28 protein-coding genes are annotated in these 25,352 nt (G+C 66.1%); 22 read left to right on the top strand and 6 right to left on the bottom strand.

What is annotated here, in order from left to right; genetic code table 11:
* Positions 1-36: 36 nt before the first annotated feature.
* Complete coding sequence (locus tag AC1DFU_RS13030) at positions 37-255, bottom strand: DUF2188 domain-containing protein (protein ID WP_092296392.1); 219 nt, start codon at positions 253-255, stop codon at positions 37-39.
* 99 nt (positions 256-354) lie between these two features.
* Here AC1DFU_RS13030 and AC1DFU_RS13025 point away from each other — a divergent pair, with 99 nt between their 5' ends.
* Complete coding sequence (locus AC1DFU_RS13025) at positions 355-768, top strand: MerR family transcriptional regulator (RefSeq protein WP_441593145.1); 414 nt, start codon at positions 355-357, stop codon at positions 766-768.
* On the opposite strand, the gene AC1DFU_RS13020 is transcribed toward AC1DFU_RS13025, so the two are convergent.
* The gene (locus tag AC1DFU_RS13020; protein ID WP_477159783.1) at positions 737-1,651 is read right to left on the bottom strand and encodes a LysR family transcriptional regulator; all 915 of its coding nucleotides are present in this window, start codon (positions 1,649-1,651) and stop codon (positions 737-739) included. The two genes, AC1DFU_RS13025 and AC1DFU_RS13020, sit on opposite strands and share 32 nt — an antisense overlap.
* A 120-nt stretch (positions 1,652-1,771) precedes the next feature.
* Between AC1DFU_RS13020 and AC1DFU_RS13015 the strand changes: the two genes are divergently transcribed.
* From AC1DFU_RS13015 to AC1DFU_RS12985, 7 genes are all read left to right on the top strand, one after another.
* Complete coding sequence (locus tag AC1DFU_RS13015; RefSeq protein WP_441593142.1) at positions 1,772-2,761, top strand: SLAC1 anion channel family protein; 990 nt, start codon at positions 1,772-1,774, stop codon at positions 2,759-2,761.
* A gap of 113 nt (positions 2,762-2,874) precedes the next feature.
* Complete coding sequence (locus AC1DFU_RS13010; RefSeq protein WP_092296383.1) at positions 2,875-3,165, top strand: hypothetical protein; 291 nt, start codon at positions 2,875-2,877, stop codon at positions 3,163-3,165.
* A 179-nt stretch (positions 3,166-3,344) separates the two neighbouring features.
* Positions 3,345-3,647, top strand: a complete 303-nt coding sequence (locus tag AC1DFU_RS13005; RefSeq protein ID WP_441593140.1) for a helix-turn-helix transcriptional regulator — start codon at positions 3,345-3,347, stop codon at positions 3,645-3,647.
* A gap of 102 nt (positions 3,648-3,749) precedes the next feature.
* Entirely contained in the window at positions 3,750-4,397 is a 648-nt protein-coding gene (locus AC1DFU_RS13000) for a LysE family translocator (RefSeq protein WP_441593138.1), read from the top strand.
* Positions 4,398-4,570: 173 nt separating this feature from the next.
* Complete coding sequence (locus AC1DFU_RS12995; protein WP_441593136.1) at positions 4,571-8,257, top strand: autotransporter outer membrane beta-barrel domain-containing protein; 3,687 nt, start codon at positions 4,571-4,573, stop codon at positions 8,255-8,257.
* 22 nt (positions 8,258-8,279) lie between these two features.
* A complete protein-coding gene (locus AC1DFU_RS12990) occupies positions 8,280-8,630 on the top strand; it encodes an FAD-dependent oxidoreductase (protein WP_441593134.1) in 351 nt (116 codons plus the stop codon).
* Positions 8,584-9,408 carry an NAD(P)/FAD-dependent oxidoreductase gene (locus tag AC1DFU_RS12985; protein WP_441593132.1) on the top strand — a complete coding sequence of 275 codons (825 nt, stop codon included), beginning with the start codon at positions 8,584-8,586 and terminating at the stop codon, positions 9,406-9,408. The genes AC1DFU_RS12990 and AC1DFU_RS12985 overlap by 47 nt, the downstream gene beginning before the upstream one ends.
* Here AC1DFU_RS12985 and AC1DFU_RS12980 read toward each other — a convergent pair.
* Both AC1DFU_RS12980 and AC1DFU_RS12975 read right to left on the bottom strand, forming a co-directional pair.
* On the bottom strand, positions 9,318-9,854 hold the full coding sequence (locus tag AC1DFU_RS12980) for an EF-hand domain-containing protein (protein ID WP_143093914.1): 537 nt from the start codon (positions 9,852-9,854) through the stop codon (positions 9,318-9,320). The two genes, AC1DFU_RS12985 and AC1DFU_RS12980, sit on opposite strands and share 91 nt — an antisense overlap.
* 193 nt (positions 9,855-10,047) lie before the next feature.
* Positions 10,048-10,740, bottom strand: a complete 693-nt coding sequence (locus tag AC1DFU_RS12975) for a type 1 glutamine amidotransferase domain-containing protein (protein WP_092296370.1) — start codon at positions 10,738-10,740, stop codon at positions 10,048-10,050.
* Between the two features lie 124 nt (positions 10,741-10,864).
* Here AC1DFU_RS12975 and AC1DFU_RS12970 point away from each other — a divergent pair, with 124 nt between their 5' ends.
* The 3 genes from AC1DFU_RS12970 to AC1DFU_RS12960 all read left to right on the top strand — a co-directional run bounded on the left by AC1DFU_RS12970 (position 10,865) and on the right by AC1DFU_RS12960 (position 13,342).
* Positions 10,865-11,767 (top strand): LysR family transcriptional regulator, encoded by a 903-nt coding sequence (locus AC1DFU_RS12970; RefSeq protein WP_441593129.1) that lies wholly within the window; start codon positions 10,865-10,867, stop codon positions 11,765-11,767.
* Positions 11,768-12,151: 384 nt separating this feature from the next.
* Positions 12,152-12,649, top strand: a complete 498-nt coding sequence (locus AC1DFU_RS12965; protein ID WP_441593127.1) for a cupin domain-containing protein — start codon at positions 12,152-12,154, stop codon at positions 12,647-12,649.
* A 42-nt stretch (positions 12,650-12,691) separates the two neighbouring features.
* Positions 12,692-13,342, top strand: a complete 651-nt coding sequence (locus AC1DFU_RS12960) for a DsbA family protein (RefSeq protein WP_441593126.1) — start codon at positions 12,692-12,694, stop codon at positions 13,340-13,342.
* A gap of 15 nt (positions 13,343-13,357) precedes the next feature.
* Here the strand turns inward: AC1DFU_RS12960 and AC1DFU_RS12955 are convergent, their stop codons facing one another.
* Both AC1DFU_RS12955 and AC1DFU_RS12950 read right to left on the bottom strand, forming a co-directional pair.
* Positions 13,358-15,286 (bottom strand): sensor histidine kinase, encoded by a 1,929-nt coding sequence (locus AC1DFU_RS12955; protein ID WP_441593125.1) that lies wholly within the window; start codon positions 15,284-15,286, stop codon positions 13,358-13,360.
* Positions 15,279-15,986, bottom strand: coding sequence for a LuxR C-terminal-related transcriptional regulator (locus AC1DFU_RS12950; RefSeq protein WP_441593123.1), 708 nt, complete (start codon positions 15,984-15,986; stop codon positions 15,279-15,281). The genes AC1DFU_RS12955 and AC1DFU_RS12950 overlap by 8 nt, the downstream gene beginning before the upstream one ends.
* 392 nt (positions 15,987-16,378) lie before the next feature.
* Here AC1DFU_RS12950 and AC1DFU_RS12945 point away from each other — a divergent pair, with 392 nt between their 5' ends.
* The 11 genes from AC1DFU_RS12945 to AC1DFU_RS12895 all read left to right on the top strand — a co-directional run bounded on the left by AC1DFU_RS12945 (position 16,379) and on the right by AC1DFU_RS12895 (position 25,349).
* Positions 16,379-17,563 (top strand): hypothetical protein, encoded by a 1,185-nt coding sequence (locus tag AC1DFU_RS12945; protein ID WP_441593121.1) that lies wholly within the window; start codon positions 16,379-16,381, stop codon positions 17,561-17,563.
* Positions 17,564-17,971: 408 nt separating this feature from the next.
* Complete coding sequence (locus tag AC1DFU_RS12940) at positions 17,972-18,547, top strand: Pvc16 family protein (protein WP_177219951.1); 576 nt, start codon at positions 17,972-17,974, stop codon at positions 18,545-18,547.
* Positions 18,544-19,281, top strand: coding sequence for a hypothetical protein (locus AC1DFU_RS12935; protein ID WP_441593119.1), 738 nt, complete (start codon positions 18,544-18,546; stop codon positions 19,279-19,281). Before AC1DFU_RS12940 ends, AC1DFU_RS12935 begins: the two co-directional genes overlap by 4 nt.
* 24 nt (positions 19,282-19,305) lie before the next feature.
* Positions 19,306-20,862, top strand: coding sequence for a phage tail sheath family protein (locus AC1DFU_RS12930; RefSeq protein ID WP_441593117.1), 1,557 nt, complete (start codon positions 19,306-19,308; stop codon positions 20,860-20,862).
* A 56-nt stretch (positions 20,863-20,918) separates the two neighbouring features.
* Positions 20,919-21,377, top strand: coding sequence for a phage tail protein (locus tag AC1DFU_RS12925; RefSeq protein ID WP_092296337.1), 459 nt, complete (start codon positions 20,919-20,921; stop codon positions 21,375-21,377).
* A 13-nt stretch (positions 21,378-21,390) separates the two neighbouring features.
* Positions 21,391-21,861, top strand: a complete 471-nt coding sequence (locus tag AC1DFU_RS12920) for a phage tail protein (RefSeq protein ID WP_092296334.1) — start codon at positions 21,391-21,393, stop codon at positions 21,859-21,861.
* 4 nt (positions 21,862-21,865) lie between these two features.
* Entirely contained in the window at positions 21,866-22,066 is a 201-nt protein-coding gene (locus AC1DFU_RS12915; RefSeq protein ID WP_092296331.1) for a DUF5908 family protein, read from the top strand.
* Positions 22,067-22,765, top strand: coding sequence for a LysM peptidoglycan-binding domain-containing protein (locus AC1DFU_RS12910; protein WP_092296328.1), 699 nt, complete (start codon positions 22,067-22,069; stop codon positions 22,763-22,765).
* A gap of 3 nt (positions 22,766-22,768) precedes the next feature.
* The gene (gene vgrG / locus AC1DFU_RS12905; protein WP_441593115.1) at positions 22,769-24,556 is read left to right on the top strand and encodes a type VI secretion system tip protein VgrG; all 1,788 of its coding nucleotides are present in this window, start codon (positions 22,769-22,771) and stop codon (positions 24,554-24,556) included.
* A gap of 98 nt (positions 24,557-24,654) precedes the next feature.
* On the top strand, positions 24,655-24,927 hold the full coding sequence (locus tag AC1DFU_RS12900; protein ID WP_255370870.1) for a PAAR domain-containing protein: 273 nt from the start codon (positions 24,655-24,657) through the stop codon (positions 24,925-24,927).
* 2 nt (positions 24,928-24,929) lie between these two features.
* Complete coding sequence (locus AC1DFU_RS12895; RefSeq protein WP_092296319.1) at positions 24,930-25,349, top strand: GPW/gp25 family protein; 420 nt, start codon at positions 24,930-24,932, stop codon at positions 25,347-25,349.
* The last annotated feature ends 3 nt before the right edge of the window (positions 25,350-25,352 follow it).

The following is a 25,352-nucleotide window of genomic DNA, read 5'->3' as shown; positions in this document are numbered from 1 at the left end:
CCGGCCAGCGGCTGATCCCGCACTTCCGGCGCGCGGCTAGCGGTCCTGATACGGGTCGTACCATGCCCTGCGCAGGTGCACGTCCCCATCGTGACGATGGATGTGCAACTCGGCGTGCTCGCGCCGGGCCATGTCCCAGCCGGCGGCGATGGCCGCTTCCATGGTCGTGAAGCGCTGGGGCTTGATATCGAGACCACCGAACTGCAGTGCCCAGCCATACTCGGCGGGCAGAACGCGAATGATGCGCGATTGCATATCGTTCTCTCTCCGTATTCCCCGCCATTTTCTTCCGTCAGATTTACCGCTAGGCTAGATCCGTACCAAGGTACGGAGTCAAGTGCAATGCATCACACCATGACAATCGGGAAGCTGGCCCAGGCCGCAGGCGTTGGCGTGGAGACGGTGCGTTACTACCACCGCTGCGGGCTGCTGCCGATGCCGGAGCGCGCGTTCGGCGCCGTCCGCCAGTATCCGGAGGCGAGCCTGCAGCGGCTGCAGTTCATTCGCCAGGCGCAGTCGTTCGGCTTCACGCTGGACGAAGTGCGAGTCCTGCTGCGGCAGGGCCATGGCGACACGTGCGGCACGGCCCGGGTGCTGGCCGAGCAGAAACTCGGGCTGGTGGAAGATCGATTGAAGGATCTGCTACGCCTGCGCGACGAACTGAAGACCCTCATTGCGCAATGCCACGCCAATGGCAGCGGGACGTCCTGCCCCTTGATCGATAGCTTGTCCAACGTCAGACGGCAATCGCCGCCACCCGGGCCCTGAGCCGGGGCGCGGCGAAGTCCAGGAAGGCGCGCAGCTTCAGCGGAAGGAGGCCCTGCCCGGTGTGGACCAGGCTGATGGGCCACGGCGGCGGCTCGAACGCTTCGAGCACGATCTGCAACGCGCCCGCGCGCAGGGCGCCCGCCATCTGGTAGGACACCACGCGCGTAATGCCCACGCCGGCCACCGCCGCATCGACAGCCGCCTCGGCCGTGCTCACGGCCAGCCGCGAACGCACCGGCACCGCAATCTCCGCCTTGCCCGCCTTCGCCCCCTTCGCCACCTTGCCCGCCGTGAAATGCCAGACCTGCCGGGAGGTCATCTGCTCGAACGTGATGCAGGCATGCTCGGCGAGATCCTGGGGGCGAGCGGGCGTGCCGTGCGCGGCGAAGTAGGCCGGGCTGGCGCACACCACCCGCCGGACGGTGCCGATCGGCATCGCAATGAAATTGCTGTCCGGCAGGTCGGCAATGCGCAGGGCGATATCGACATGCTCGTCCAGCAGGGCCACCACGCGGTCGGTCAGCACCATGCGGACGTCGATGTCCGGATAGGTTTTCAGGAAATCCGCCACCACGGGCAGCAGGTGCAGGCGGCCGAAGACGATGGGCGCCGTGATGACGAGTTCGCCCTTGGGCGCGGCATATTCGCCGGACGCGGCGCGCTCCGCCTCGCCTACCTCCTCGAGGATGCGCCGGCAGGCGGCCACGTAGGCGTGGCCGGTCTCGGTCAGCGAGAGCTGCCGGGTGGAGCGATGCAGGAGCCGGGTGTTCAGGTGCGCCTCCAGCTCGCCCACCTTCCGGCTCACGGTGGCAAGCGGCATCCGGAGCTGGCGCGCGGCGGCGGAAAAGCTGCCGGCCTCCACCACGGCCACCAGGATCGACATGGATTCGAAACGATCCGCCATATTCTCGATTTTTGGGAGAGTGATTCCCGATCGTGCCAGATTATCTTTATGGGTGGAAGGGCCTAGTATCGGGCGAACCCCTCAATCTGGAGTCCTGCCGTGTCCACGCTTTCGAACCCTCACCCCCAAACCCTGCGCAAATCCGCCTCCGTCAAGCACCTGCCCGTCAACCTGTTCGCGTCGGTGATGGGGATCGCCGGGCTGTCGCTGGCATGGCGGCAGGCCAGCCAGGCGTTCGGGGCCAGCCCGTGGATTGCCGATGTGGCCGGCTGGCTGGCGCTGGCTGTGTTCGTCGTTCTGGGCACGGGCTATCTGGTCAAGGCGGCGAAGTACCCGGCGGCGGTGGCCAGCGAGTACCGGCATCCAGTCGCGGGGAATTTCTTCGGCACGATCACCATCGCCATCCTGCTGCTGTCCACGGTGGTCGCCCCGCTGAGCCAGCCGCTGGCCGAGGGGATGTGGACCGTGGGCACCGTGGCGACGCTCGCCATCTGCTTCGCCATCTCCAGCCGCCTGCTGCGCGGCAAGATCGACGCGGCGCACGCCGTGCCGGCCTGGTTCATCCCCGGCGTGGCCACGCTCGATATCGCCGTGGCCGGCGCCACCATGCCGATGCCGTGGGCCCATGAGGTGAACCTGTTCGCCATGGCCGTGGGGACGATGATCGCGCTGCTGTTCTTCACGATGATCATGGCGCGCATGATCCACCACGAGCCGGTGCCGGCCGGCATGGTGCCGTCGCTGCTGATCCTGATGGCGCCGTTCGAGGTCGGCTTCCTGGCCTATACGAACATGACGCAGCGCGTGGATACCTTCGCCGCCTTGCTGTTCTACTTCGGCCTGTTCATCTTCCTGGCGCTGGCGCCCAAGGTGTTCCGCCGCGGCCTGCCGTTCGCCTCCGGCTGGTGGGCCATCAGTTTCCCGCTGGCGGCGCTGGCCATCGCCGCACTGAAGTACGCGATGTTCGTCCAGGCCTGGCCGGTGACGGCGATTGCCATCGTCCTGCTGGCCCTGCTGAGCATCGCCATCGTGGTGCTGTTCGTCCTGACCCTGCACATCCTGTTCAACGGCGATTTGCTGGGCGGTTGATATAGATGCAAGCCCGGGGCCTGCCGAGGCCGCTGGCACCTAGACTGGTTCCGTTGCAGCTTATCTTTGCGCACTGCGCGAAAGGCCGGGGTTCAAGCATTGGAGGACCCATCATGCACACCGTCGTCAGAACGTATTCAGGAAGCGGCGCCAGCGAGCTATTCGACCTGCTGGCACAACACAAGGATGAGATCGAGCCGTTGATGCGGGAGGTTCAGGGCCTGCTCAGCTACACGCTGGTGCGCGGAGACGCCGGCGGCTTTTCGGTGACCACCTGCACCGACAAGGCGGGCACGGACGAAAGCGTCAAGGTCGCCAAGACCTGGATCGCGGAGCACGCTACCGGAATCTCCGTGGGCGCACCGACGATTACCGAAGGCACAGTGATCGTGCAGTCGAAGTGATGGATAGGGTAAGGCGCGGCGGTTCCTCGAAGGTAGAATCGCCGCCATGACTGGCCCCGATGACACCACCGAGTTCTGGCGCGACCCCGCCATGCCCTGCGCCGAGAGCCGCCGGGTGTGCCGGAGCCGTGCCGCCTATCGGCCGCACAGCCATCCGACCTGGTCGATTGGCGCCGTGGATGGCGGCGCCAGCGTTTTCACGGGGGCCGGCCCCCCGCCGGTGGCGCTGCCGCCAGCTCGCGGAACTGGCGGCGCTGGCCGGCCTGAGCCGCTACCAGATGATCCGCGCCTTCCGCCGGGCCACCGGCATGACGCCGCACGCGTGGCAGGTCAACCAGCGCGTCAACTTGGCTCGCGACCGCCTGCGGGCCGGCGAAGCGATTGCCGAGGTGGCTTACGGGCTCGGTTTTGCGGATCAGAGCCACTTCCAGCGCGTGTTCAAGGCGCACGCCGCCGTGACACCGGCGCGGTATCGGGCCTGATCGGGCCTGATTGGGCCTGATCCTCCCAATCCTGCAATTTCCTTCAAGACGCGGCCCGCGCGGGGCGGCAGACTCCGGCGGTTTCCTCAGCGAGTCTGCGTCATGCACCTATTCCTCATCGTCGCCACGGCCCACTTTCTGGCGCTGCTATCGCCCGGCCCCGACTTCTTCCTGATCGCCCGTACCTCGCTGGCCGCCGGCTGGCGACGCGCCGCCGGGGCGTGCCTCGGCATCGCGCTGGCCAACGGCGTGTTCATCGCCGGGGCATTTGCGGGGGTCTCGGCGATGCGGGCCGACAGCGCGCTGTTCAGCCTGACGCAACTGGCCGGCGGCCTGTACCTGCTCTACCTCGGCTGGCAGTTCGTGCGGTTCGCCGGGACCACGCCCCTGGGAGAGGCAAAGGCGGGCGGCGGGGCGGCGACCGGCTTCGCGCAGGCGGTGGCCAGCGGCTTCCTGTCCGGCATCCTCAACCCCAAGAACGCCTTGTTCTACGCCAGCCTGGCCGCCATGCTCAGCGGGCCGCACGCCAGCGCGCCGTGGAAGGTGGCGTACGGCGTGTGGATGTTCGCCGCGGTGCTGGGGTGGGACCTGCTGGTCGCGGTGTCCATCGGCCACCCGCGCGTGCTGCGGCGCTTCGCCCGGGCGCTGCCCAAGCTGGAGCGCGCGGCGGGCGGCATGCTGATGGTGTTCGGGGCGGGAGTGCTCGTGGCGGTGGGCCGGCGGGCAGTCGGCGCGGTTCAACGTCTTTAACTCGCTTTGCCAAAAGTTTCACTTGCCCGACAGATTTGACATTCCATACTGGTTCGACCACGTCTGACTGTGACACGGGAGACTCTATGGGCCGGCCGGCACGTTGTGTGAGGACGCGGATCGCGCTGGGCGCCGCAGCATTGTTCCCCTCGGCCCTGCAAGCGCAGACGTCCATGTGCAGTACGAGTATCAGCGGAACGTTCTCGGTGGGCGTGTTCTGCCAACCGGCTGCGGGCACGCCATCCAATATCGGCACCTTGACGGGCACCACGTTCAATACGACGACCGGGGCCAGTATCCGGGCGACCACGTCCGCAGCCAACGCCACGGCGACCGTGGCGGGCACGACCATTACCAACCAGCCGGCCGCCGCAGCAAACGGGGTGACGGCCCAGGTCACCGGCACGGTAACGGCCGGCAATGCCGCCGCAAACATCGATGGCGGCACCACGTCGATCACCATGCAGGGCGCTGGCCTGGACGGGATTGGCGTGATCAACCTGAGCCCGGGTAGCTCGACGATTACGGTAACGTCCGGCACGACGCTCAACGTGACGAACCGGGTCACCGGCAACGAGCACGATGGGCTCGACATTACTGCCAACGGCGGCGGCAGCGCCACTATCGTGCATCAGGGCAGCGGGACCATTTCGACGGTCGGTGGCCATGGCATGAACCTGAAGACCACGGCGACCAGCGCGGGCGCGGTCTCGGCCACGGTCGGCAGCGGCGTGACCTTCCTTATCGACAACACCACGGCAATCGAGGATCCGTCGGACCCGGGTCTCGAGGCTGGCCCCGCCAATCATGCCGGCATACGCGCCTACAGCCCCGGCAGCGGCACCATCACCATCGACAGCAACGCCACGGTCCGCGCCACCGCGACCAATGCGTTCGGCATCATGACCGATGCCGGCACCGGCACCACCCGCATCCGCAACGGCGGCGCCATCACCACCGACGGGCTGAACGGCTTCGGCATCCGATCCAGCACGCAGGGCGGCGACGTCGCGGTGGTCAACGAGGGCGCCATTTTGGCCACGGGGCAGGCGGGCCATGGCATCTATGTCACGTCGGGACTGAACACGTCCGGCTCGCTGTCGGTCGACAACCGGGCGCCGATCACGGTTGGCGCCACGGGGAATGCCGAGGGCTCACGCGGCATCTATATGATCGCCCGGGCTGGCGGGACGGCCACCGTCACGGGCACTGGTGACATCACGGTGTACGGCAACCCGGCGACAGTGCGCGCCTTCGGCATTACCGTGGGCGCGGAAGCTGGCGCCGTCACCGTCGACTATTCGGGCAACATCACCACCTACGGCGATGGCTCGGCCGCCATTCGCGCGCATTCCGTCAGCGGCAATACGCAGGTGACCTACACCGGTGCCCGCCTCGAAACCTTCAACGGCAATGCCAACGGGATCTACGCTACCACGGGTGCGGCGACCAACACGGTCGGCATCACGGCGCAGGGCACGATCATCACGCACTCGGACAATGGCGGTGGAGAAGGATCCGGCGGCGGCTCGTTCGGTCTGCAAGGCACCAGTCTGGGCGGCGATGTCGACATCAATTTCCTGAGCGGCAGCATCGACGTGAATGGCAGCGGCGCGGCCATCGTGGCGGGCAGCGGCTACAACGGCGGCACGGGGCTGGGGAAAGTCACCGTGCAGAATGCCGGCACGCTGACGGCGCGCGGCAACGCCCAGCGTGGGATCGCCACGCTCTCGGGAACGGGCGCGCAGACCATCATCAATCGCGGCGCGATCCAGACGCTCGGCGCGATCGACGCGCAGGGCATCCTGGCGCGGGGCAGCGGCGCGGCGGCGATGTCCGTCGTCAATGAAGGGGCGATCTCGACCGTCGGGAACAATGCGTCGGGCCTGGAGATCACCTCGGTGGGCGGCGCGGTCGATGTGCAGAACCTCCAGCCGGTTCGGGCGGGATGGGGCACGAGCGCGGGCATCGCCACGGCCGGGCTGACACAGGCCGTGCGGAATGCGTCCTCCATCGAGGCCCTGAGCGATCAGGCCGTGCGCGCCGACAGCAACGGCTCGGCGGGATCGTTCCGGCTCGACAACGCTGGCACGATGACGGGCGTGGTCTCGGCGGCGACGTCGGACGTCACGCTCAACAACAGCGGCACGTGGAACCTGCGCAGCTTCGCGGATAGCACGGGAAGCGGTTCGCGGGACTCCTGGAACGTCGCCATCGCCAACCTCGGCACGGGCTTGAACAACACGGTCGACAACACCGGCACGCTGGCGCTGGCCGCGCAGCCGGTGAGCGGGGCGGGCGGCACGCGGCAACCGGCGGACGCCATCGTCACCTTCAACCCCGCCGGCGCCTACCTGCCGCTGGGCCAGGCCGCCAACACGCCGGTCGCTGGCGGCGCGGTGCAGGGACAAATCCTCGGCGTGCGGACGTTCACCAACAGCGGCACCATCGATCTGACCGGAGGCGGTGCGGCGGTCGGCAACGTCCTGGTGATCGGGGGCGGCCAGACGGCAGGGCAGTACGGCGGGGGCCTCTATGTCTCCAATGGCGGGACGCTGAAGCTCAATGCCGTGCTCAATGAGGGAGGGCCCGCCTCCCGTGCCGACATGCTCGTGGCGGATGCCACGGCGACCGGGGCCGGCGGTGCCACACGGCTCCGTGTGAACAATGTCGGGGGGCAGGGCGCGCTCACGGTCGCCAACGGGATACCGCTCGTGGAAATCCTGAGCCCCGTGGCCACCGACAGCGCTCCCGGTGCCTTCGCGCTGGAAGGCCGCGCCGTGGCGGGCGCCTACGAATACCGGCTGTTCCAGGGCGCGCCGGATGGCAGCGCGGGTAACGTCTGGTATCTGCGGTCCGAGCAGGACCCGAATCCAACCCCAACTCCGACGCCGGGCGGGGCGCTCTATCGGCCCGAGGTGGCGGCCTACCTCGCCAATCAGCGCCTGGCTGGCCAGATGTTCGTCCATAGCCTCCATGACCGGCTGGGCGAGCCCCAGTACGTGGAAGGGCAGGATTTCGACCACGAGAACGACAAGCCGCGGTCGGGCTGGCTGCGCGCGGTGGGCAAGTGGGAGGGCAGCCGCAGCAGCAATGGTGTGTTCAAGACCAGCACGGACGCCTTTCTGCTGCAAGGGGGCGCCGAAATGGCCAAGTGGAAGGTCTTCGGCGAAGCCGCCCGCGCCCACCTTGGCCTGATGGGCAGCTACGGCAACGCCTGGACGGACGCGCAAGCGCAAGGCAACGCCTTCCGCGCCAAGGGCAAGGTGGAAGGCTGGAGCGTGGGCGCCTACGGCACCTGGTACCAGAACGATGAGCACAAGCTCGGCGCCTACGTCGACACCTGGTTCCAGTACGGCTGGTTCACCAATCGCGTGGAAGGCGACCTGCTGCCGGTGGTCCGCTACCATGCGCAGGGTTTCGCCGTATCGGCGGAGGGTGGGTATGCCATGCCGCTGCGCAACGATTGGGTGATCGAGCCGCAAGGGCAGCTGATCTACGTCGGCTACAGCGAGGACGACATCACGGAGCCGAATGGCACCCGCGTGAGCGGGGCGGACTCGCACGGCTGGATCACGCGGCTCGGGGCGCGGCTGCATCGCACCTACGTTCGCGATGACGCGCGCAAATGGCAACCGTACCTGACCCTCAACTGGTGGCATACCAGCGTTGGCAGCAACGTCTCGTTCAATCAGCTTCCCGTGGGCAGCATGTACCCGGATAATCGGTACGAATTGAAAATCGGCGTCAATGTGGATTTGCGCAAGCGCTGGACTGGCTGGACCAATGTGTCCGGCGCGTGGGGCGCGCAGAGCTTCTATCAGTATGTGGTGCGCGCCGGGGTGAAGTACACGTGGTAGCTGTCGTCAGGGCAAATAGAGCATGAAACTCGCGGTAATCGGACGGGGAATGATCGGCGCGGCGGCGGCGCGCCATTTGTCGAAGATGGGCCATGAGGTGGCGCTGATCGGGCCCGATGAGCCGGCCGACTACGCTGGCCATGCCGGGGTCTTTGGTAGCCACTACGATGAAGGCCGTATCACGCGGCAGTTCGATTCGACGCCATTCTGGCGGGACATGAACCGCGCATCGATTGCGCGCTACGGCGAGATTTTTGCGGAAAGCGGGGTCGAGTTCTACCGGGAAGTCGGCGTGCTTCACGTGGGCCCTGGTCAGAGCCCGGGACGTGTCCTCCATCGGCGGCATTGCGGCGGACGCCGGCATTCTTGTTGAAGCCTATGACGATGCGGGGCTCGCTCAGCGATTCCCGTACCTGGGATTTCCGGCTGGAACCCGGGGCTACTTCGAGCCGCAACACGCTGGCTATATCAGCCCGCGCCGCCTGGTCCGTGCGCAGACGATTGCGGCGCAGCGCGCCGGGGCGCGGATTATCGCCGAACCTGCGCTGGGCATCTCGGAAAGCGCCACTGGCGTGACGATCCGGACGCGATCGGGCGATGTGGAGGTGGAGCGCGTTCTCGTTGCGGCCGGCGGACATACCCAATCGCTGCTCGGCCAATCCCTGGGTTTTGTGGTGTACGCACGGACTGCCGCGATGTTTCGGCTCGATGCGGCGGAGGTGCAACGCCTGGCCGGCATGCCATCGATGCGTTGTTTCGGACCCAAGGGTGCCGATCCCTATATCCTGCCGCCCATCCTCTATCCGGACGGCCAGACCTGGCTGAAGCTCGGCGGCGATCCGGTGGATATTCCCCTCGAAAGCGAGGGGAATATCCAGGACTGGTTTCGGTCCGGCGGCTCGATTCCCGTGGCGGAAGGGCTCGAAGCGCAGCTCCTCGAGCGTATCCCCGGCCTGCAAATCGAAGAACGGCGCGTCGTGCCCTGCATGACCACCTTCGGCACAACGGGCCTGCCGCGCATCGGGCCGCTTTCGGATCGCGTTACCGTTGCATTCGGCTGCTACGGCAAAAGCGCGAAGTGTTCGGACGAATTGGGCAGATTGGGATCCATGGCGCTGCTCGGTGAAAACCACGGGGTGCTTGCGGCTTGAAATATGCCGGCACGTACTTGCAATGCCGCCCCTTGCGCGCTGAAACGAGCCATTAACGCGTCTTGGTTACTGGCCGTTGCCACGCTGTTGAAGAATTCATCGAGGGGAATGCTGTCCTTGAATTCCGCGCCAGATACCTGACCGTCCTTGTCGATGTCCATGGCCTCATGGATGCTCGCCAGTTCCGCCTCACTCTTGCCGGCCAACTGCTTGCCCAGTTCGCTGAGGGATACCACGTTATCGCTGTTGAGGTCGGTGGCCTTGAGCTGCTCTGTCTTGAACGCATCGACCATGTCCACCAACTTCAGGGCCATGCCCCGTGCCTTGAAACGATCCACGGCACCCGCATTCGCACTGGCCGTTTCCGCGGCCTGCGTGCGCCTGAGTGACGACGATGCCTGTGCACTGCGAATCGCATCGAGTCCACCGAGTCTGAGTTGGCTCATCAATATTTCCTTAGGAGAAAAGTGATGCCGGGGAATTCCGGCGCTGACGATTCTAGGCAGCGCGATAGGTCGCAATGCGCGGAAAAAGGGGTGTTTACTAAGTCACTTTGAATCTGCCGAGGCATCTTTCAAAAGAAGGCCGCCACGTTGTCAGTTATCAAGGGAAACATGGCAGTTTCCCTTGATCAGCGCGTCATGCGCGCGCCAACTCGACTTGCCCGCGGAGCGCGGCGACGATGGCCTCGCCGACGGCGCTGCCCGATGCCGGATTCTGGCCAGTGATCAGGCGACCATCGACCACGAGCTTGGACTGCCACGGATCGGCGGAAGCGAACTCGGCGCCTGCCGCGCGCAGCGCATCCTCCAGCAGGAACGGGACGTCCGCCTTGGCGTAGCCCTCTTCCTCGGCGTTCGAGAAGGAGGTCAGGCGGCGACCCTGGACCAGCGGCGTGCCGTCCTCAAGCGTGACGCCGAGCAGCGCGGCCGGCCCGTGGCAAACGGCGGCGACGATCTTGCCGCCGTTCCAGGCGCGCAGCACCGCACGCTTGACGTCGGGGTCGTTTGCGATATCCACCATGGGGCCAAGGCCGCCGGGGAAGAAGATCGCGTCGTAGTCCAGGACATCGACTTCCGAGAGCTTGCGGCTATGCGCCATGCGCCGGATCGCCTGGCTCTTGCTGAACGCGAGCTGCGCGGGATCGGTCTCGTCGTAGCCGTCGAACGGTGGGTTGCCACCGAGGGGCGACGCGTACTCCACGGCAATGCCGGCGGCGTCGAGCACTTCGAAGGGGTGGGCCACCTCCGGATAGAAGTAGCCGGTGGCGCGCTTGTTCGGCCCGATCTCGGCCGCATTTGTCAAAATGAACAGGACATGCTTGACGGTCATGATGAACTCCTTCTGGTCTGCATTTCGCCGCACAGCGCGGTTAAATGAACTGTAGCCAGACAGGCAGCCTGGGAGTAGATAGCATCGCATTGACACATTGGCTCATGGCATAAGACAATCGGCCATGGACCCGACCAATACGATCCTCGACGAACTCCGCGCGATGGCGATCTTCGCCACCGTCGTGCGCTGTGGCAGCTTCGCCGCCGCGGCGCGCTCGCTTGGGCTCACCCGCGCCGTGGTGAGCCACCATATCCGCGCCCTCGAAACGAAACTTGGTGTGCCCCTGGCCCAGCGCAGCACACGCAGCTTCAGCCTCACCCCGGCGGGGCAGGCGTTCCGCGTGCATTGCGAGCGGCTACTCGATGAGGCCGTGGACGGCATCCGTAGCATGGAGTTGATGCGCGCCGAGCCACGCGGCGAGGTGTGGCTGACCTGCTCGCACCACTTCGGCACCAAGCGGATCCTGCCGGCGCTGGTCGCGTTCCGGCGGCGCTATCCGGCGGTTCGCCTTCATGTCGCGATGTCGGATGCCAACGTGGATATCGTCCACCACGGTGTGGAACTGGCCGTGCGGGCGGGGCCGCTGGCGGATTCGTCACTGCTTGCTCGCCGCTTGCTTCGGGAAGCCACCATGCTGTGCGCATCCCCGGCCTACCTACGTCAGCACGGGGCGCCCGGTTCGGTCGAGGAACTGGACGGTCATCGCTGGGTCGTCTATCCGCCGAGCCAGCGCACCACGGTCGTACGCGCTGGCGGCAAGGACATCGAGGTCCCGGTGCAGGGCGATGTCGTGACGGACAGCGCCGCCTCGCGGCTCGCGTTCGTGCTCGCGGGTGACGGCATCGCCAGGCTGCCGGCCTACGACGCCGCGTCGCTCCTGGCCTCCGGCGATCTGGTGCGCGTGCTGCCAGACGCCGAGACCGCGCCGCTGGAGATCTTCCTGGTCCATTCGAAGCAGATCGGCCCTAGCGCCAAGCTCCTGCGGGACTTCCTGCTGGCCACCGCGAGCGAGGACAACTGGTGATCGATTTCGGATAGCCTCCGGCGAACCGCCTCAGGCCCGGGGCGGCTGTGTTGTTCCTGTCTCACACGCTTCGTGGCGCGGAATAGTGCTGGGCGGAGAAGGCCTACCCGAAGCTGATTCACTTCAACCGCCTGCCCAAGGGCGGCCACTTCGCGGCCTGGGAACAACCGCAAGCATTCACGGAAGACGTCCGCAAGAGCTTCGTGTCGTTGCGATAGCGCGGACACGTGAGTCGGGGACTTTGGGGCGCGGACTTGTTCCACCATGTATCAATTCAAGTTCTCCTGGATGGCTTCATCGGGCCAATCCGCGCTTCTATAGTGCTCTCCATCGCTGGAGGCAAGGCAGCACGCCGATGCTTCAAGCACGTCAGGAGATAGACACATGACATTCTTTGCGAAACGCATCGGCGTAGGGTTGGCACTGGCCACCACCCTCGCGGCCGGGACTGGATGGGCGGCCGGCCTGTCGCCCACGTCCAACGGGGCCATCCTGCAGGAGGACCTTCAGTGGTCGTCCTTCCCAGCCTTTCCAAAACGTGCGCGCCTGTCGGTGCTGGTTGGAGATCCGTCGGCCGCGGGGCCTTACGTGGTGCGCGTCAACGTGCCCGCAGGCGTGAAGTTGATGCCGCACGTGCATCGAGAGGATCGGGTTTACACCGTGATCTCAGGGGTGTTCTATATCGGTATCGGCGAGGAGTTCGAGCCGCAGAAGCTGGTCGCATATCCCCCGGGCAGCGTCATCGTGTTGCCGGGTGGCACGCCGCATTTCCACTGGGCCCGGTCGGGGGACTATGTCACCCAGGTAAGCGGGAATGGCCCGCTTGGGATCGACTACGTGAACGTCGAAGACGATCCGCGCCAGAAGGCACACATCCACTGAGTCGCAGCCTTGCGGCGAGCTAAAAAAGATTGAAGGAATGATATGGAACTGCTCTATGTTGCCGACCCGATGTGCTCGTGGTGCTATGGATTCGGCAAGGAATTGACGGAAGTCCGCAAAATCTTGCCCGATCTGCCGCTGCGGATCGTAGTGGGTGGCATCCGAGCGGGGGCCACCGATATCCTCGACGACGCCGGCAAGCGATTCCGCCTGCATCATTGGGGCCTGGTGGAGAACGCAAGCGGCCTGCCGTTCAATCGCGAGGGGCTGATGGCTCGGGAGAACTTCGTCTACGACACGGAACCCATCTGCCGCGCCGTCGTCACGGCTCGCCTGCTGGTCCCGCAGTGCGACCTCCTGACGCTATTCCGTGCCTTGCAGGAAGCGTTCTATGTCGATGCCCGCGACACCACCGACGGCAAGGTGCTAGCGGAAGTCGCCGCGCAAGCGCTGAATCGGCAAGGCCATGACGTCTCCGCGAAGACGTTCCTGGATCAGTGGTCCAGCGACGCCGCCATCGCGGCCACCATCGAAGACTTCCATACCGCACGCAGCTGGGGCATTTCAAGTTTCCCGGCGCTGCGCTTGCATCATGGCGGTCGTCTGTACCGCGTCTCGGACGGCTACGCACGAGCCGGCGATATCGCGCAACAACTGACGCGTGTGATCGATGCCGCCAGTGCGGCCGCTTGACGAAGGAGGAAGCCGCTAGCCCACATCCAGCGAAGCGGTCACCGGCGCAATTGGCAGGCTCAACGTGAACCACGTGCCTGTTGCGTCCGGCTCCCAGGATACCGCTGCATCGAGGGCCGACGCGCGGCGCTGCACGTTGGCGAGGCCTCTGCCGCCGTGTGCCAGTGGCACGCCGGTGGGGTCGAACGGCGTGCCGTTGTCGTGCACACGCACCATCACTGCGTGGTCGTCGTGGCTGGTCTGCACGCGGATCGCGGTCGCGTGGCTGTGCTTGAGCACGTTCGTGAACACTTCCTGCAGGATGCGCAGGATGTGGAGGGCGCTCTGGGCGCCGAGCCACTGCAGCGGCGGGATGTCGTCGACGTCCCACGTAAGCGAGATGCCCGCGGCTTCGAGCCTCGACCCCAGCCGGTAGCGCAACGTGGCCAGCAGCAGCAACAGGTCCGTCGATACCGGTTCCAGCGAGTCAATTGTCAGCTTGAGGTCGTCGATGCATTCGCGCAGCACCTGGGCGATATCGTCGGCGCGCGCCGTGCCGGATGGGTCCTTCTCGACCATGCGCAAGGCGCTGATCAACGATGATCCGAGGCCGTCATGCATGTCCTGCAGCAGCCGCTGTCGCTCACGCGTCAGCGTCTCGCGGCGCTCCACATCGCGCAGTTGCCGATGGCTTTCCAGCAGTTCCGCCTCCCGCTGCGCCAGACGCAGCGAGAGGTTGGCGTTGGCCTGCGCCACCTCATCCAGCGCGCTGGTATAGCGGCGATACATCAGCACCATGAACAGCAGCAGCTGCACGCATCCCAGGTAGGACAGCAGGTAGATACCCTCGATATCGATGCGGTAGTTCTGCAGCAGCACGTCATGCACGGCGATCGGCGTGCTCATCGCATTCCAGGCCGAGAACGTCAGCGCCTCGCGCGACCTGGCTAGCCAGGCAGCCCGCAAGGCCGCAATCGACACCACGAGGTTCAGCGCCACCAGCAGCAACTGGGACAGCGGGTAGAGGAACACCACATGCGTGAGCCACGATAGTGGCAGCGTGCTGGTGGCCAGGAACACGACCGAGCAGTACAGCGCGGCTTCCAGGCGCCGGTAGCGCAGGCCCAGATATCGGAAGATGAACAGGTAGCAGGCCAGGATCAGCCACGCGATACTGTTGAAGGCCAGCCAGCTGAACCAGGCCTCCGGAATCGGCAATGGGTCCTGGCCAACCAGATACTGGAGTGTGTGCAGGAAATAGGCCCCTGCGGCCAGGAAGCACAGCAGGTAGCGCGTTTCGTCGCGGCGCCGGAGCCAGACCAGCAACGAGAAGATGCCGACCGCAAGCAGGCCGCCGCTGGACAGATAGGGAAACTGCGTCTGGAGGAAGCTTCGTGCTGCGTAGCGCCAGAACAAGTCGTCGCGCGTGCCAATCCGCACCGACGACAGGGCGGCGCCGACCTGACCCACCACATCGATACGGATGACGATGTCGCGCGGCGCCTGCCCGAGTGCGATCCACAAGGGATAGTTGTAGCCGTTCCATACCGGCCCGCCGCGAGACTGCCAGAGCTGCTCGCCGTCCGCGTACACGGTGAGGCGTCCCACGGTCTGCCAGCGCGGCGCGTAGAGGTAGAGGGGTTCGCCGGCAGCGGCCGTGGCCGCCGGAAGCGCCAGTCTCACCCAGACCGTTTCGATCTGGCCTGACCCCACCTCATCGGGTGTCACGTGACGCGGCACGGCCATCGGCAGCGGCGTATCCCGCCATGCTTCGCCGGCGGCGGGCAGCGCGAGCTGCGGCGGAAGCCGGTCGAGCGTGCCGCCGGGCGTGATCCGTAGCTGCGCCGAGGTGATGTGCCAGGGCAGGACCTCCGCCAGCGCGCCCTGGAGCGAACCCGCCAGCAACAGGGCGAGGACGAAGGGGAGCCACCGCCGCCATGCCGGCGTGCCCGCGCCGTCAGTCATCGCGCAGCAGGCCATGTTGCCGGGCCACGTTGATGGCCTCGACCTTCGAATGGACGTCCAGTTTGACGTAGATGCGTCGGACATAGGTCAGCAGCGTATGTCTCGATACGCCGATCCGTTGCGCAATTTCGTCGTGCGAGAAGCCCCGCGTGATGTCGTTCAGGACCTCATATTCGCGCGGGGATAGGGCGGAAGGCTTCGGGCCGGCCGCTGCCTGGGGGGCTCGCACCGGCGCATCGGCTGGCGGCGCCTGCAGGCGGGACAACACCTGGCGGGCGATCAGCGGACTGATCGGGCTGCCGCCCTGATGCAGTGACCGCAGCTCCCGCACGATATGGGCCGCCGTGCTGTCCTTGAGCAGGTAGCCGGTGGCGCCTGCGGCAATCGACTGCATGACGTGGCTTTCGTCGCCGAAGACCGTGGCCACCATCACATCGCAGCGCGGCCATGCCACGCGTGCCGCGCGGATGGCATCGATGCCGGACCCGTCGGGCAGCCCCAGATCGACAACGAGGATGTCTGCGGCAGGGGCCGATTGCAGCAGCGCCAGCCCATCGCACAACGTCGTGACGACGCCAGCGGTGCGCATGTCGGGCGCGCTGGACAGCGCCTCGAGGAATGCCGCACTGAAACCGGGATCGTCCTCGATCAGGGCGACGCGGATGGGCGGGGAAAGGGGAGAGGAGCGGTCAGTGGACACGGGAGGTCGAATGCGAGACGAACGGGTCGACGCACGACATGCAACGGCCCGTGCAGCCGCTATCCCCCCACGATCGTGGGGCATGACGGCTTGTCGCACGATCTGGGGACATACAGCCCGAAAACCCAAGGCTATGATCCAGCCGGATTGTTGCACGCACGGGACCGGATGCAAAGGCGGCGCGCGCGGGCATGCACCAAAACAACAGGCTCGACGAGCCAACAGACTAACGAACGGGGAAGGGTCGCAGAATGAAACGGGAAACCTGGGTGAAGGCATGGGCGGCCCTGGCGGTCAGTGTTGCACTGGGCGCATGCGGCGGGGACGGGGGAAACAACGGGGGGAACGGCGCGGGCAGTGGTGGCGGTAACGGCGGCGCGGGGACGCCATCGATGCCCGAAACACCGAGCACCCCGGGCAATCCGGAGACGCCCGCGACGCCGCAGGCCGTGACATACCTCGGCGTGATCAGCTTTGGCGACACGCTTGCCGTGACGCTCGATGCCCCGGCCGCAGGCCAGGTTCGGATCCGCTTCTCCGATTCGGCGTTCGGGCTGGCTGGTGCGGTGATCGGCCACTACGTCAAGAACGGGAACGTCTACACGGTCAGCGCGCTCGAGGCCGACAGCGCCGAACCGCCGCCGGCTTTCGTGACCGCGCTGCTGGGCTCGGTGACCGCGTCGTTCACGGTGTCGGGCACCACGCTGACGGGCGAGATCTCCGGCCTGCCGAAACAGCTCGGCAACGGCAAGCTGTCGGGACAGGTCACGGCAAGCAGTGTCAGCACGCCGGTGACGGCCGCCGATCTGGCCGGTACCTACACCTTCCTGCGCGGACAATCCACGTACTACGCAAGTTCCGGAAACCTCCAGATTCAGTACGGCATGGGCGGTCAGATGCGCGTGGGCGCCGACGGTACCGTGCGGCTGTGCCAGGCTGGCACGTACAGCGACACCTGCAGCATGGGCCTCGCCGGCACACTCGCGTTGGCGGACCAGACGCGCTACCCGGGCGCCTACACGCTGACCCTGGGTGGCAAAGTCTGGGGACAGGTCTTCCCGCTGAAGACGAACGGCGTCACGGCGCTGTACCTCGACCACCTTCAACTCGATTCCGCAGGTAACCGCATGACCGGCACGGGCGTCTTCCGGCCCGCCCAGACGCTGACGGCGAGCCAGATATCAGGGCAGTGGGTCTGCCGGCAGCCGGGCGTGTCGTATGCCGCTGTCACGGGTCTCGGCATTAGTGCCGCGCTCGATGGTTCGATGCAGGAGGAAGCGCTGACCATCTCCGGCACGGGTTCGGTCACCAGTGCCGGGACCGGACAGGTCGCCTCGCTGGCGCTGAATCAGGCCAACAACCTGCTGGGCGTCTCGTCGCCGGCCGCCATCCCGGGCACCATGTACGCGGACTGGACCGTGCCGGCGGTTCCGCCCAACACCGTCACGGGCCTGCGCACGCAGGTGTTCATGCCGCTCGACGAGAACAGCATGGCCTACTACGCCGAGGTGACCAGCAAGCCGACCGACCCGAGGAATTGGACGTTCGTCGTGCAGGGGATGTGTCGGAAGGGGTAGCTTGGGAAGCAACTGCCCGTAACCGAGATGGCATTTCCCGAACCAATAGGTTCTGACTGCCCCCCCACCGTCAGACAATCACCTACCCCCACAGAGCAATGTCAGGCGCAGGCCGTCTCTGACAATATCCGCCGACCGAGAAATCGGTAAGACCTAAATTCGCGTTCTGACCGCTGCCAATGCGCAGCGGTTTTTTTTTGTGCGTGTCACGCGTGCGCCGGGGACCGCCAGTCCCCAGCGCCTACCTGAGATACCCCTCGAAAGTACTACCTAGGGATTTCCGAACCCGGGTTCAGACAATTACCGATGGCCGGCAGGTGTGGCGCCGCGCAACATCCACGCGGTCAAGCAGACGTCAGGTTGAAGGAGCCCAGTGGTGAAGCCAGTGATAGCCGGTCGGGAGCGGGTGTGATTGATACCGCGCTCGCCCATCTCGCCTTGCAGTTGAATCAGATGTTCCGCCGCCGCGTGGTGCTGGCGGAGGACATGGTCGTTGTGTCCAACCTGCAGGAGCTGGGGGGAGGCGCGGTGCCTTCGGTAGCCAACAAGCTGGTGCTGTTCCTGGGCGGGATCGAGCGCGATACTGCCGCGCATCGGGCGCGCGGCGCCGTCACGGCCGAGCAGGGCAGCCGCGTGGCCGGCGCCGAGCCGCTGTTCCTGAACCTGCTGGTGGTCTGCGCGGCCACGTTCAGTGGGCAGACTTACCCCGAGGCGCTGCGCGCCCTGGCCGACGCCATCACGTTCTTCCAGGCCACCCCGGTGTTCGACCATCAGAACACCCCTGACCTCGACCCCCGAATCGACCGCATCGTGCTCAATATCGAAAACCTGAGCACGGGCGAGATGCATAGTCTGTGGAGCATCCACGGCGGCCACTACCTGCCCTCGGTGCTGTATCGCGTGCGGCTCGTGTGCCTGGACCCCGCTGCGACGCAACGTCGCGACCCGCTGGTGGGGCGCCCCGAGGTGGGTGTTCGGCCATGACGTCCGGCTATCGTGCGGTCACCGCGCTGTCCATCCGACATTCGTACTTCTCCGCGGGATGGCCGGGCGCCTTGCACCTCGCGCCGGAGCCGCCCTCGGCAGCGCTGATGTCCCGTTTTGGCCTGCTGCTGCGCGGCGAGCCGCGCCGCTTCGTGATCATGGCGGAAGCCAGCCAGCTCGACACCTTCTGGCGCGCGCGCGACGAATGGCCTGAAGCCGGCCTGTCGTTCACGGCCCGCTCCGCCGATCCGCTCTGGGCCTACTACACCGACGTGCGTGCCCCTGTCTTTGCGGAAAGACCGACGACCGGTGCCCTGCGCGTGAATTTTCCGCTGGCCTCGCGCGATTGCCCGACGCTGGCCGACTGGCTCGCCGCCGCGCCACTCGACCATGTTATCGACGTGCCGGTGCGCCATACGTTCTGGAAATACCTGCTGATCGGCGACTGGGGCACGCTGGATACGCTGCATTGCGCGGATCTTGCCGGCGCGGTCAGCTTTGCCGAGCCGGTGCCCGAGACGCTGCCGGACGGCGCCACCGTGACTGCCATCCGCTCGGCCGCGCCGCTGCCGCTGGCGGAGCGCCCGCGCCACCGTTTCCAGTTGCGCCGCGCATCGGGTGCGGGCGCCCGCGTGCTGGTGCCGCGCCTGCCGATGGCAGCCCCTGTGGCGTTGCGCCGGGAAGTCATCGACGGCGCGCTGTGCGATGTATCAGAGATCTTTGTCAACCGCTAACCGTTTTCACCGGGAGAGTGTGCAATGGGTGCAATGAAGACGCCTGGCGTCTATATCGTGGAGAAGAACGCCTTCCCGAATTCGGTGGTGGAGGTGGCAACGGCCGTTCCGGCGTTCATCGGCCATACGCAGATTGCCGATAACCGCAACAAGCCGCTCAGCATGAAGCCGTGGCGCATCAGCTCCATGGCCGAATATCACCAGTACTTCGGCTTCTCGCCGTTTCCGCGCTTCACGATCGCCGAAAAGACCGATGCCTCGGCGATTGCCGCGTTCCGCGTGGCCGGCAAGGACTACGTGCTCGAGATGCCGGAAGGCAAGGACGGCGGCGGCTACATGCTCTATCGCGCGCTGCGCCATTTCTTCCAGAACGGGGGTGGCCCGTGCTACATCGTCTCCGTGGGCGACTATACGCAGGACCTCGACCTCGACAAATTCAAGGCCGGCATCGACGAACTGCTCAAGGAGCAGGAGCCGACCATGGTCGTGATTCCGGAGGCCGTGCGTTTCAAGGCCGCCGAATGCATCGACCTGCAACAAGCCGTGCTGGCCCACTGCGGCGACAAGATGCGCAGCCGCGTGGCAATCCTCGACATCTGGGGCGGCGACAAGCCGCGCAGCGACCCCGCCGGCGATCCCGTAGCCGCATTCCGCAACGCGCTGGGGATCAATTTCCTGGATTTCGCCGCCGCCTACTACCCGTGGCTGAACACCACGGTCATCGGCGACAAGGACATCAGCTACGAGAACATCGCCAACCCGGACGTGCTGATGCAGTTGCTGCGCAGCGACCTGGGCCTGCCGGACACCTTGCCCGACGACGCACCGCCCAAGACGCGGGAACTGGCCGGCGCCGTCGCCGACATCGGCAAGGACTGGAGCGCCACCACGCCGCCGCTGACGGACGACGCCATCCTGACCAGCAAGGCGTTGCTGAACAAGACGCTGACTTCGGTCAGCAGCCTGTTCAACACCATCCTCAACGAAGTCAAGTACCAGTTGAACCTGCTGCCCCCGAGCGCGGCGATGGCCGGCATCTACACGATGGTCGACAACACGCGCGGCGTCTGGAAGGCGCCCGCCAACGTCAGCCTGGCCGGCGTGGTGTCGCCGTCGGTGTCGATCTCCGCGGTAGACCAGGAAGAGCTGAACGTCACCACGCAGGGCAAGTCGATCAACGCCATCCGCAGTTTCATCGGCGAGGGGGTGCTGGTCTGGGGTGCGCGCACGCTAGACGGCAACAGCCTCGACTGGCGCTATGTGAACGTGCGCCGCACGATGATCATGCTTGAGGAATCGTGCCGGCTGGCGGCCAAGGCGCTCGTTTTCGAGCCCAACGTGGCCAATACCTGGGTCACCATCAAGAGCATGATCCAGAACTTCCTGACCAGCATCTGGAAGCGCGGCGGTCTGGCCGGCGCGGTGCCGGAGGACGCGTTCAGCGTGCACGTCGGGCTGGGCGAGACCATGACGCCCGACGACATCCTCGAGGGCATCCTGCGCGTGACCGTGCTGGTGGCGATGGTGCGGCCGGCGGAGTTCATCGAGATCACGTTCCAGCAACAAATGCAGAAGTCCTGACGCCGGGTCGCGGGCAGGGTCCAAAGACAAATCACAGATAGCAAGGGAGAAGTGTCATGGCAGACGACGGCTCGGCACAGTCGAAGAACGTGTGGCCCATTCCGAAGTTCCACTTCCAGGTGAAGTGGGACTCCACGGTCATGTCTTTCGAGGAGGTCTCGGGGCTCGACGTCGAGGCCCAGCAGATCGAATACCGTTCGGGCGACAGCCCGGTGTTTTCCACGGTCAAGATGCCCGGGCTCAAGAAGTTCGGCAACGTCACGATGAAGAAGGGCGTTTTCAAGGCCGATAACAAGTTCTGGGACTGGTTCAACCAGATCAAGATGAACACCATCAAGCGCGTGCCGGTGATCATCAGCCTGCTGGACGAGACCGGCAATCCGACCATGGTCTGGACGCTGAACAACGCCTGGCCGGCGAAGATTACGGGTACCGACCTGAAGGCACAGGGCAACGAGGTGGCCGTGGAAACCATCGAGATCGCCCACGAGGGCCTGACCATCGCCAACAGCTGACGCGGGATCTTCCATGCAGAAATCGGCGCGCTTCGGCACCGACTTCACGCCGGTTTCGTTCGCCTTCTCGGTTGGCTTCACCAACATCGCCACGGGCGTTGACTGCTCCTTCCAGGAGGTGTCGGGCATGGACCAGACGATGGAGGTGGAGGACGTGCAGTGCGGCGGCGAAAACCGCTTCGTCTACAAGCTGCCGAAGGGCATCCGCCAGGACAAGCTGGTGCTGAAGCGTGGCGTGGCGGACATGCGTTCGCCGCTCATGCGCTGGTGCAAGTCGGTCCTTGGCGGCGGCTTCGTGCAGGCCGTGACACCGATGGACGTGAGCGTCTACCTGCTGGACGAGGTGGGCAACAAGGTACGCGGCTGGACCTTCCATGCGGCGTACCCGGTCCGCTGGGGCGTGGACGAGTTCCAGTCCACCAAGAACAACCTCGCCATCGAGACCATCGAGCTGGCCTACCTGAACTGCACGCGGGAGCTCTGAGCCCATGACGATCGAAGTCCGCCAGATGGTAATCCGCTCCGAACTCGGCAACGGCCAGCGGGGTGCGGCACCGGCCCGTGCCGAGGCCGAGCCCGATCCCGCGCAGTGCTGCGACGAGGACGAGGCCGCCAGCACGCGCCACCGCGAGCAGCGCGCGCAACTGCGCATGCTGCGGGCGCAGCTGGCCCGGCTGAGGGAGCGCTAGATGCCATTGCAGTCGGCCGAATTGACGCCACTCAAGATCACGGCCTGCGAGGACAAGGGCGGCGTGGTGTCGCCCCAGGCCGGCGCGGGCAAGTCCGTCTCGCTGCTGATCAACCCTTCGCAGCTGCGCCACGAGCGCAACACGTGCTTCAGCAAGGAGAAGCCGATGGGCGACACGGGCTCGGGCCGGCCGTTCAGCCATATGCAACCCGGCAAGCTTTCGTTCGCGGTGATCTTCGACGGCACCGGCGTGGTGCCGCGCCCGGCCAACAGTGCCGTGCCGGCCGAGGTGGAGGACCAGCTCAAGGCGCTGAGCGCCGTGATCTACGAGTACAAGGGCGTGCAGCATCAGCCCAGCATCGTCCAGATCCTCTGGGGCCAGCTTATCTTCACGGGCCGGTTGACCAGCTTCAGCACCGACTACACCATGTTCCGCCCCAGCGGCGTGCCGCTGCGCGCGACGGCCTCGCTCGCCTTCGACTCGTATACCAGCAGCAAGCAGGCCAAGCTCGAGGCGGACGCCAGTTCGCCGGACCTGAGCCACCTGGTGCAGGTGCGCGATGGCGACACGCTGCCGCTGCTGTGCGAGCGCATCTACGGCGACAGCCGCTATTACATGGCCGTGGCACGCTTCAATGGCCTGCGGCAGTTCCGTGCGCTGACGCCGGGCATGGCGCTACATTTTCCGCCGCTGGAGTAGCGCATGCCAACCTATCCGTCGATCGACACCGATGGCGTGCTGCGCCTCACCGTGAGCGCCAACGGCACAGCGCAGCCGGATCTCGCCGTGGTCTCGGTGACCGTGCGCCGCGCGTTCAACCGCATCCCATGGGCCGAGATCGTGATCCGCGACGGCGATATGCCCACCGGCACCTTCGCCTGCGGCGACTCCGCAGATTTCGCGCCCGGCAGCGGGGTGACCATCAGCGCTGGTTTCGGCAACGACGAGGCGCAGATCTTCAGTGGCGTGGTGATCCGCCACGGCGTACGCATCGAGGGCCAGAACGATTCGCGGCTCGTGATCGAATGCCGCGACGCCGCGGTAAAGATGACCGTTGGTCGCAACAATGCCAATTTCATCGACAGCACCGACAGTGACGTCCTGTCCACGCTGATTGGCGCACACGGGCTGACGGCCAAGGTCGACACCACCGTGGGCAGCTATGGCGAGATGGTTCAGTTCCACAGTTCGGACTGGGACTTCCTGCTGGCGCGCGCCGAGTTCAACGGCATGCTCGTCGACGTGGAGGACGGTACGGTCAACGTCCAGACGCCGCAGGCCGGCGGCGCCGTCGCGTTCGGCGTGACGTGGGGGCTCGACCTGTACGAGTTCGATGCCGACATCGACGCCCGGCTGCAGTACCAGTCGGTGCAAGCCACCGCCTGGGACCCGGCTGCGCAGGCCATCGTCCAGGGCGACGCGGCCGCGCCGGCGCCGTTCAACGCGCAGGGCAATCTCGACAGCGCCACGCTGGCCGATGTCATCGGCCTGTCCGTCATGCCGCTGCGCACGGCCACGACGCAGTCGCCACAGATGCTGACGAGCTGGGCCAAGGGCGTGCAGACCCGTGCCGAGCTGGCGCGCATTCGTGGCCATCTTCGCTGCATGGGCACGGCCCTGGCCCGGCCAGGTGTGCTGGTGCAGGTCAGCGGGGTGGGCCAGCGCTTCTCGGGCGCGGTCTACGTCACCGCAGTGGAGCATGCGCTGGTGGGCGGCTTCTGGCACACCGATGTCGAGTTCGGCCTCGATCCGGCCTGGCACCCCCTCCAGCACGACGTGGTGGCGCCGCCTGCGTCGGGGCTGCTGCCCGGCATCGGCGGCCTGCAGATCGGGGTGGTGCTCAAGCTGGACGGCGACCCGCTCAACGCGCAGCGCATCCAGATCTCGCTGCCGGTCACGCAGGCGCAGACACAGGGCGTCTGGGCCCGGCTGATCCAGGGCTATGCGTCGAACGGCTTCGGTGCCTTCTTCCTGCCCGAGGTCGGCGACGAGGTCATCGTCGGCTTTCTCAACGACGACCCCTGCCACCCGGTGGTGATCGGCGCGGTCTACAGCGCCAACCATGTGCCGCCGTATGCCATCGAGGCCGCCAACGACACCAAGGCCATCGTGACCCGCGCGCGCCACGTGATTGCGTTCGACGAGAAGAACAAGACCGTGACCATTACCACGCCGGGCAAGAACAAGGTCGTGTTCGATGACACCGCGCAGTCGATCCTGCTGCAGGACCAGCACAACAACAGCGTGAAGCTCTCGGAGGCCGGCATTGCCTGCGACAGTCCCTACGACATCACGCTCACCGCCCAGGGCAGCATCCGCATGAGCGCGAATGTGTCGATCGAACTGACGGCACAGGCTGACGTCAAGGCCGCCGGGCTCAATGTGCAATGCGAGGCACAGGTCGGCTTCACAGGCAAGGGCGGCGCCACGGCCGAGCTGTCCGCCGCCGGCCAGACCACGGTGCAGGGGGCCATGGTGATGATCAACTGAGCCCCACCGGCCGCCCCGCACCTTACTGAACCGAATCGAATCGAACCGAACCGAGCCCACTGCCTGCCGCCATGCCTCCCGCCGCCCGCTTGACCGACATGCACGCCTGTCCGATGCAGACCCCGGGCCTCCCGCCCATTCCCCACGTGGGCGGGCCGGTGATCGGCCCCGGCGTGCCGACAGTGCTGATCGGCAAGCTGCCGGCCGCCGTGGTTGGCGACAACGCGGTCTGCGTGGGCCCGCCCGACGTCATCGTGCAAGGCTCGGCCACAGTCATCATCGGCGGCCGCCCGGCGGCACGCGTGGGCGACACCACGGCCCACGGCGGCACGGTGGTGATGGGCCTGCCCACGGTCATCATCGGAGGCTGACGATGAACGAGACGAGTCCGTTCCTGGGCCGGGGCTGGCAGTTCCCGCTGCGCTTCGACCCGCGCAACGGCCAGGTCGGCATGGTGGCCGGCGTGGAGGATATCGAGGAAAGCCTGCGCATCCTGCTCGGCACCTATCCGGGCGAGCGCGTGATGCTGCCGGCCTACGGCTGCAGCGTGCGCCGCGCGGTCTTCGACACCCTCAACGAGAGCACGCTGACCGAACTCAAGGAACTGATCCGCCGGGCGATCCTGTTCTTCGAGCCGCGCATCCTGCTCGAGCGGATCGACGCCGACGTGCTGCCGCTGGAAGGCCGCGTGGACCTGCAGGTGTGCTACATCGTCCGCACCACGAACACGCGGCACAACCTCGTCTATCCGCTCTATCTCGACCAGGCCACCGAGCCGGTCCGGATGTACTGAGGC

Source organism: Cupriavidus sp. 10L45 (assembly GCF_056395225.1).
Note: the sequence above shows the minus strand (reverse complement) of the source record. Positions and strands in the feature narration are given on the sequence as shown.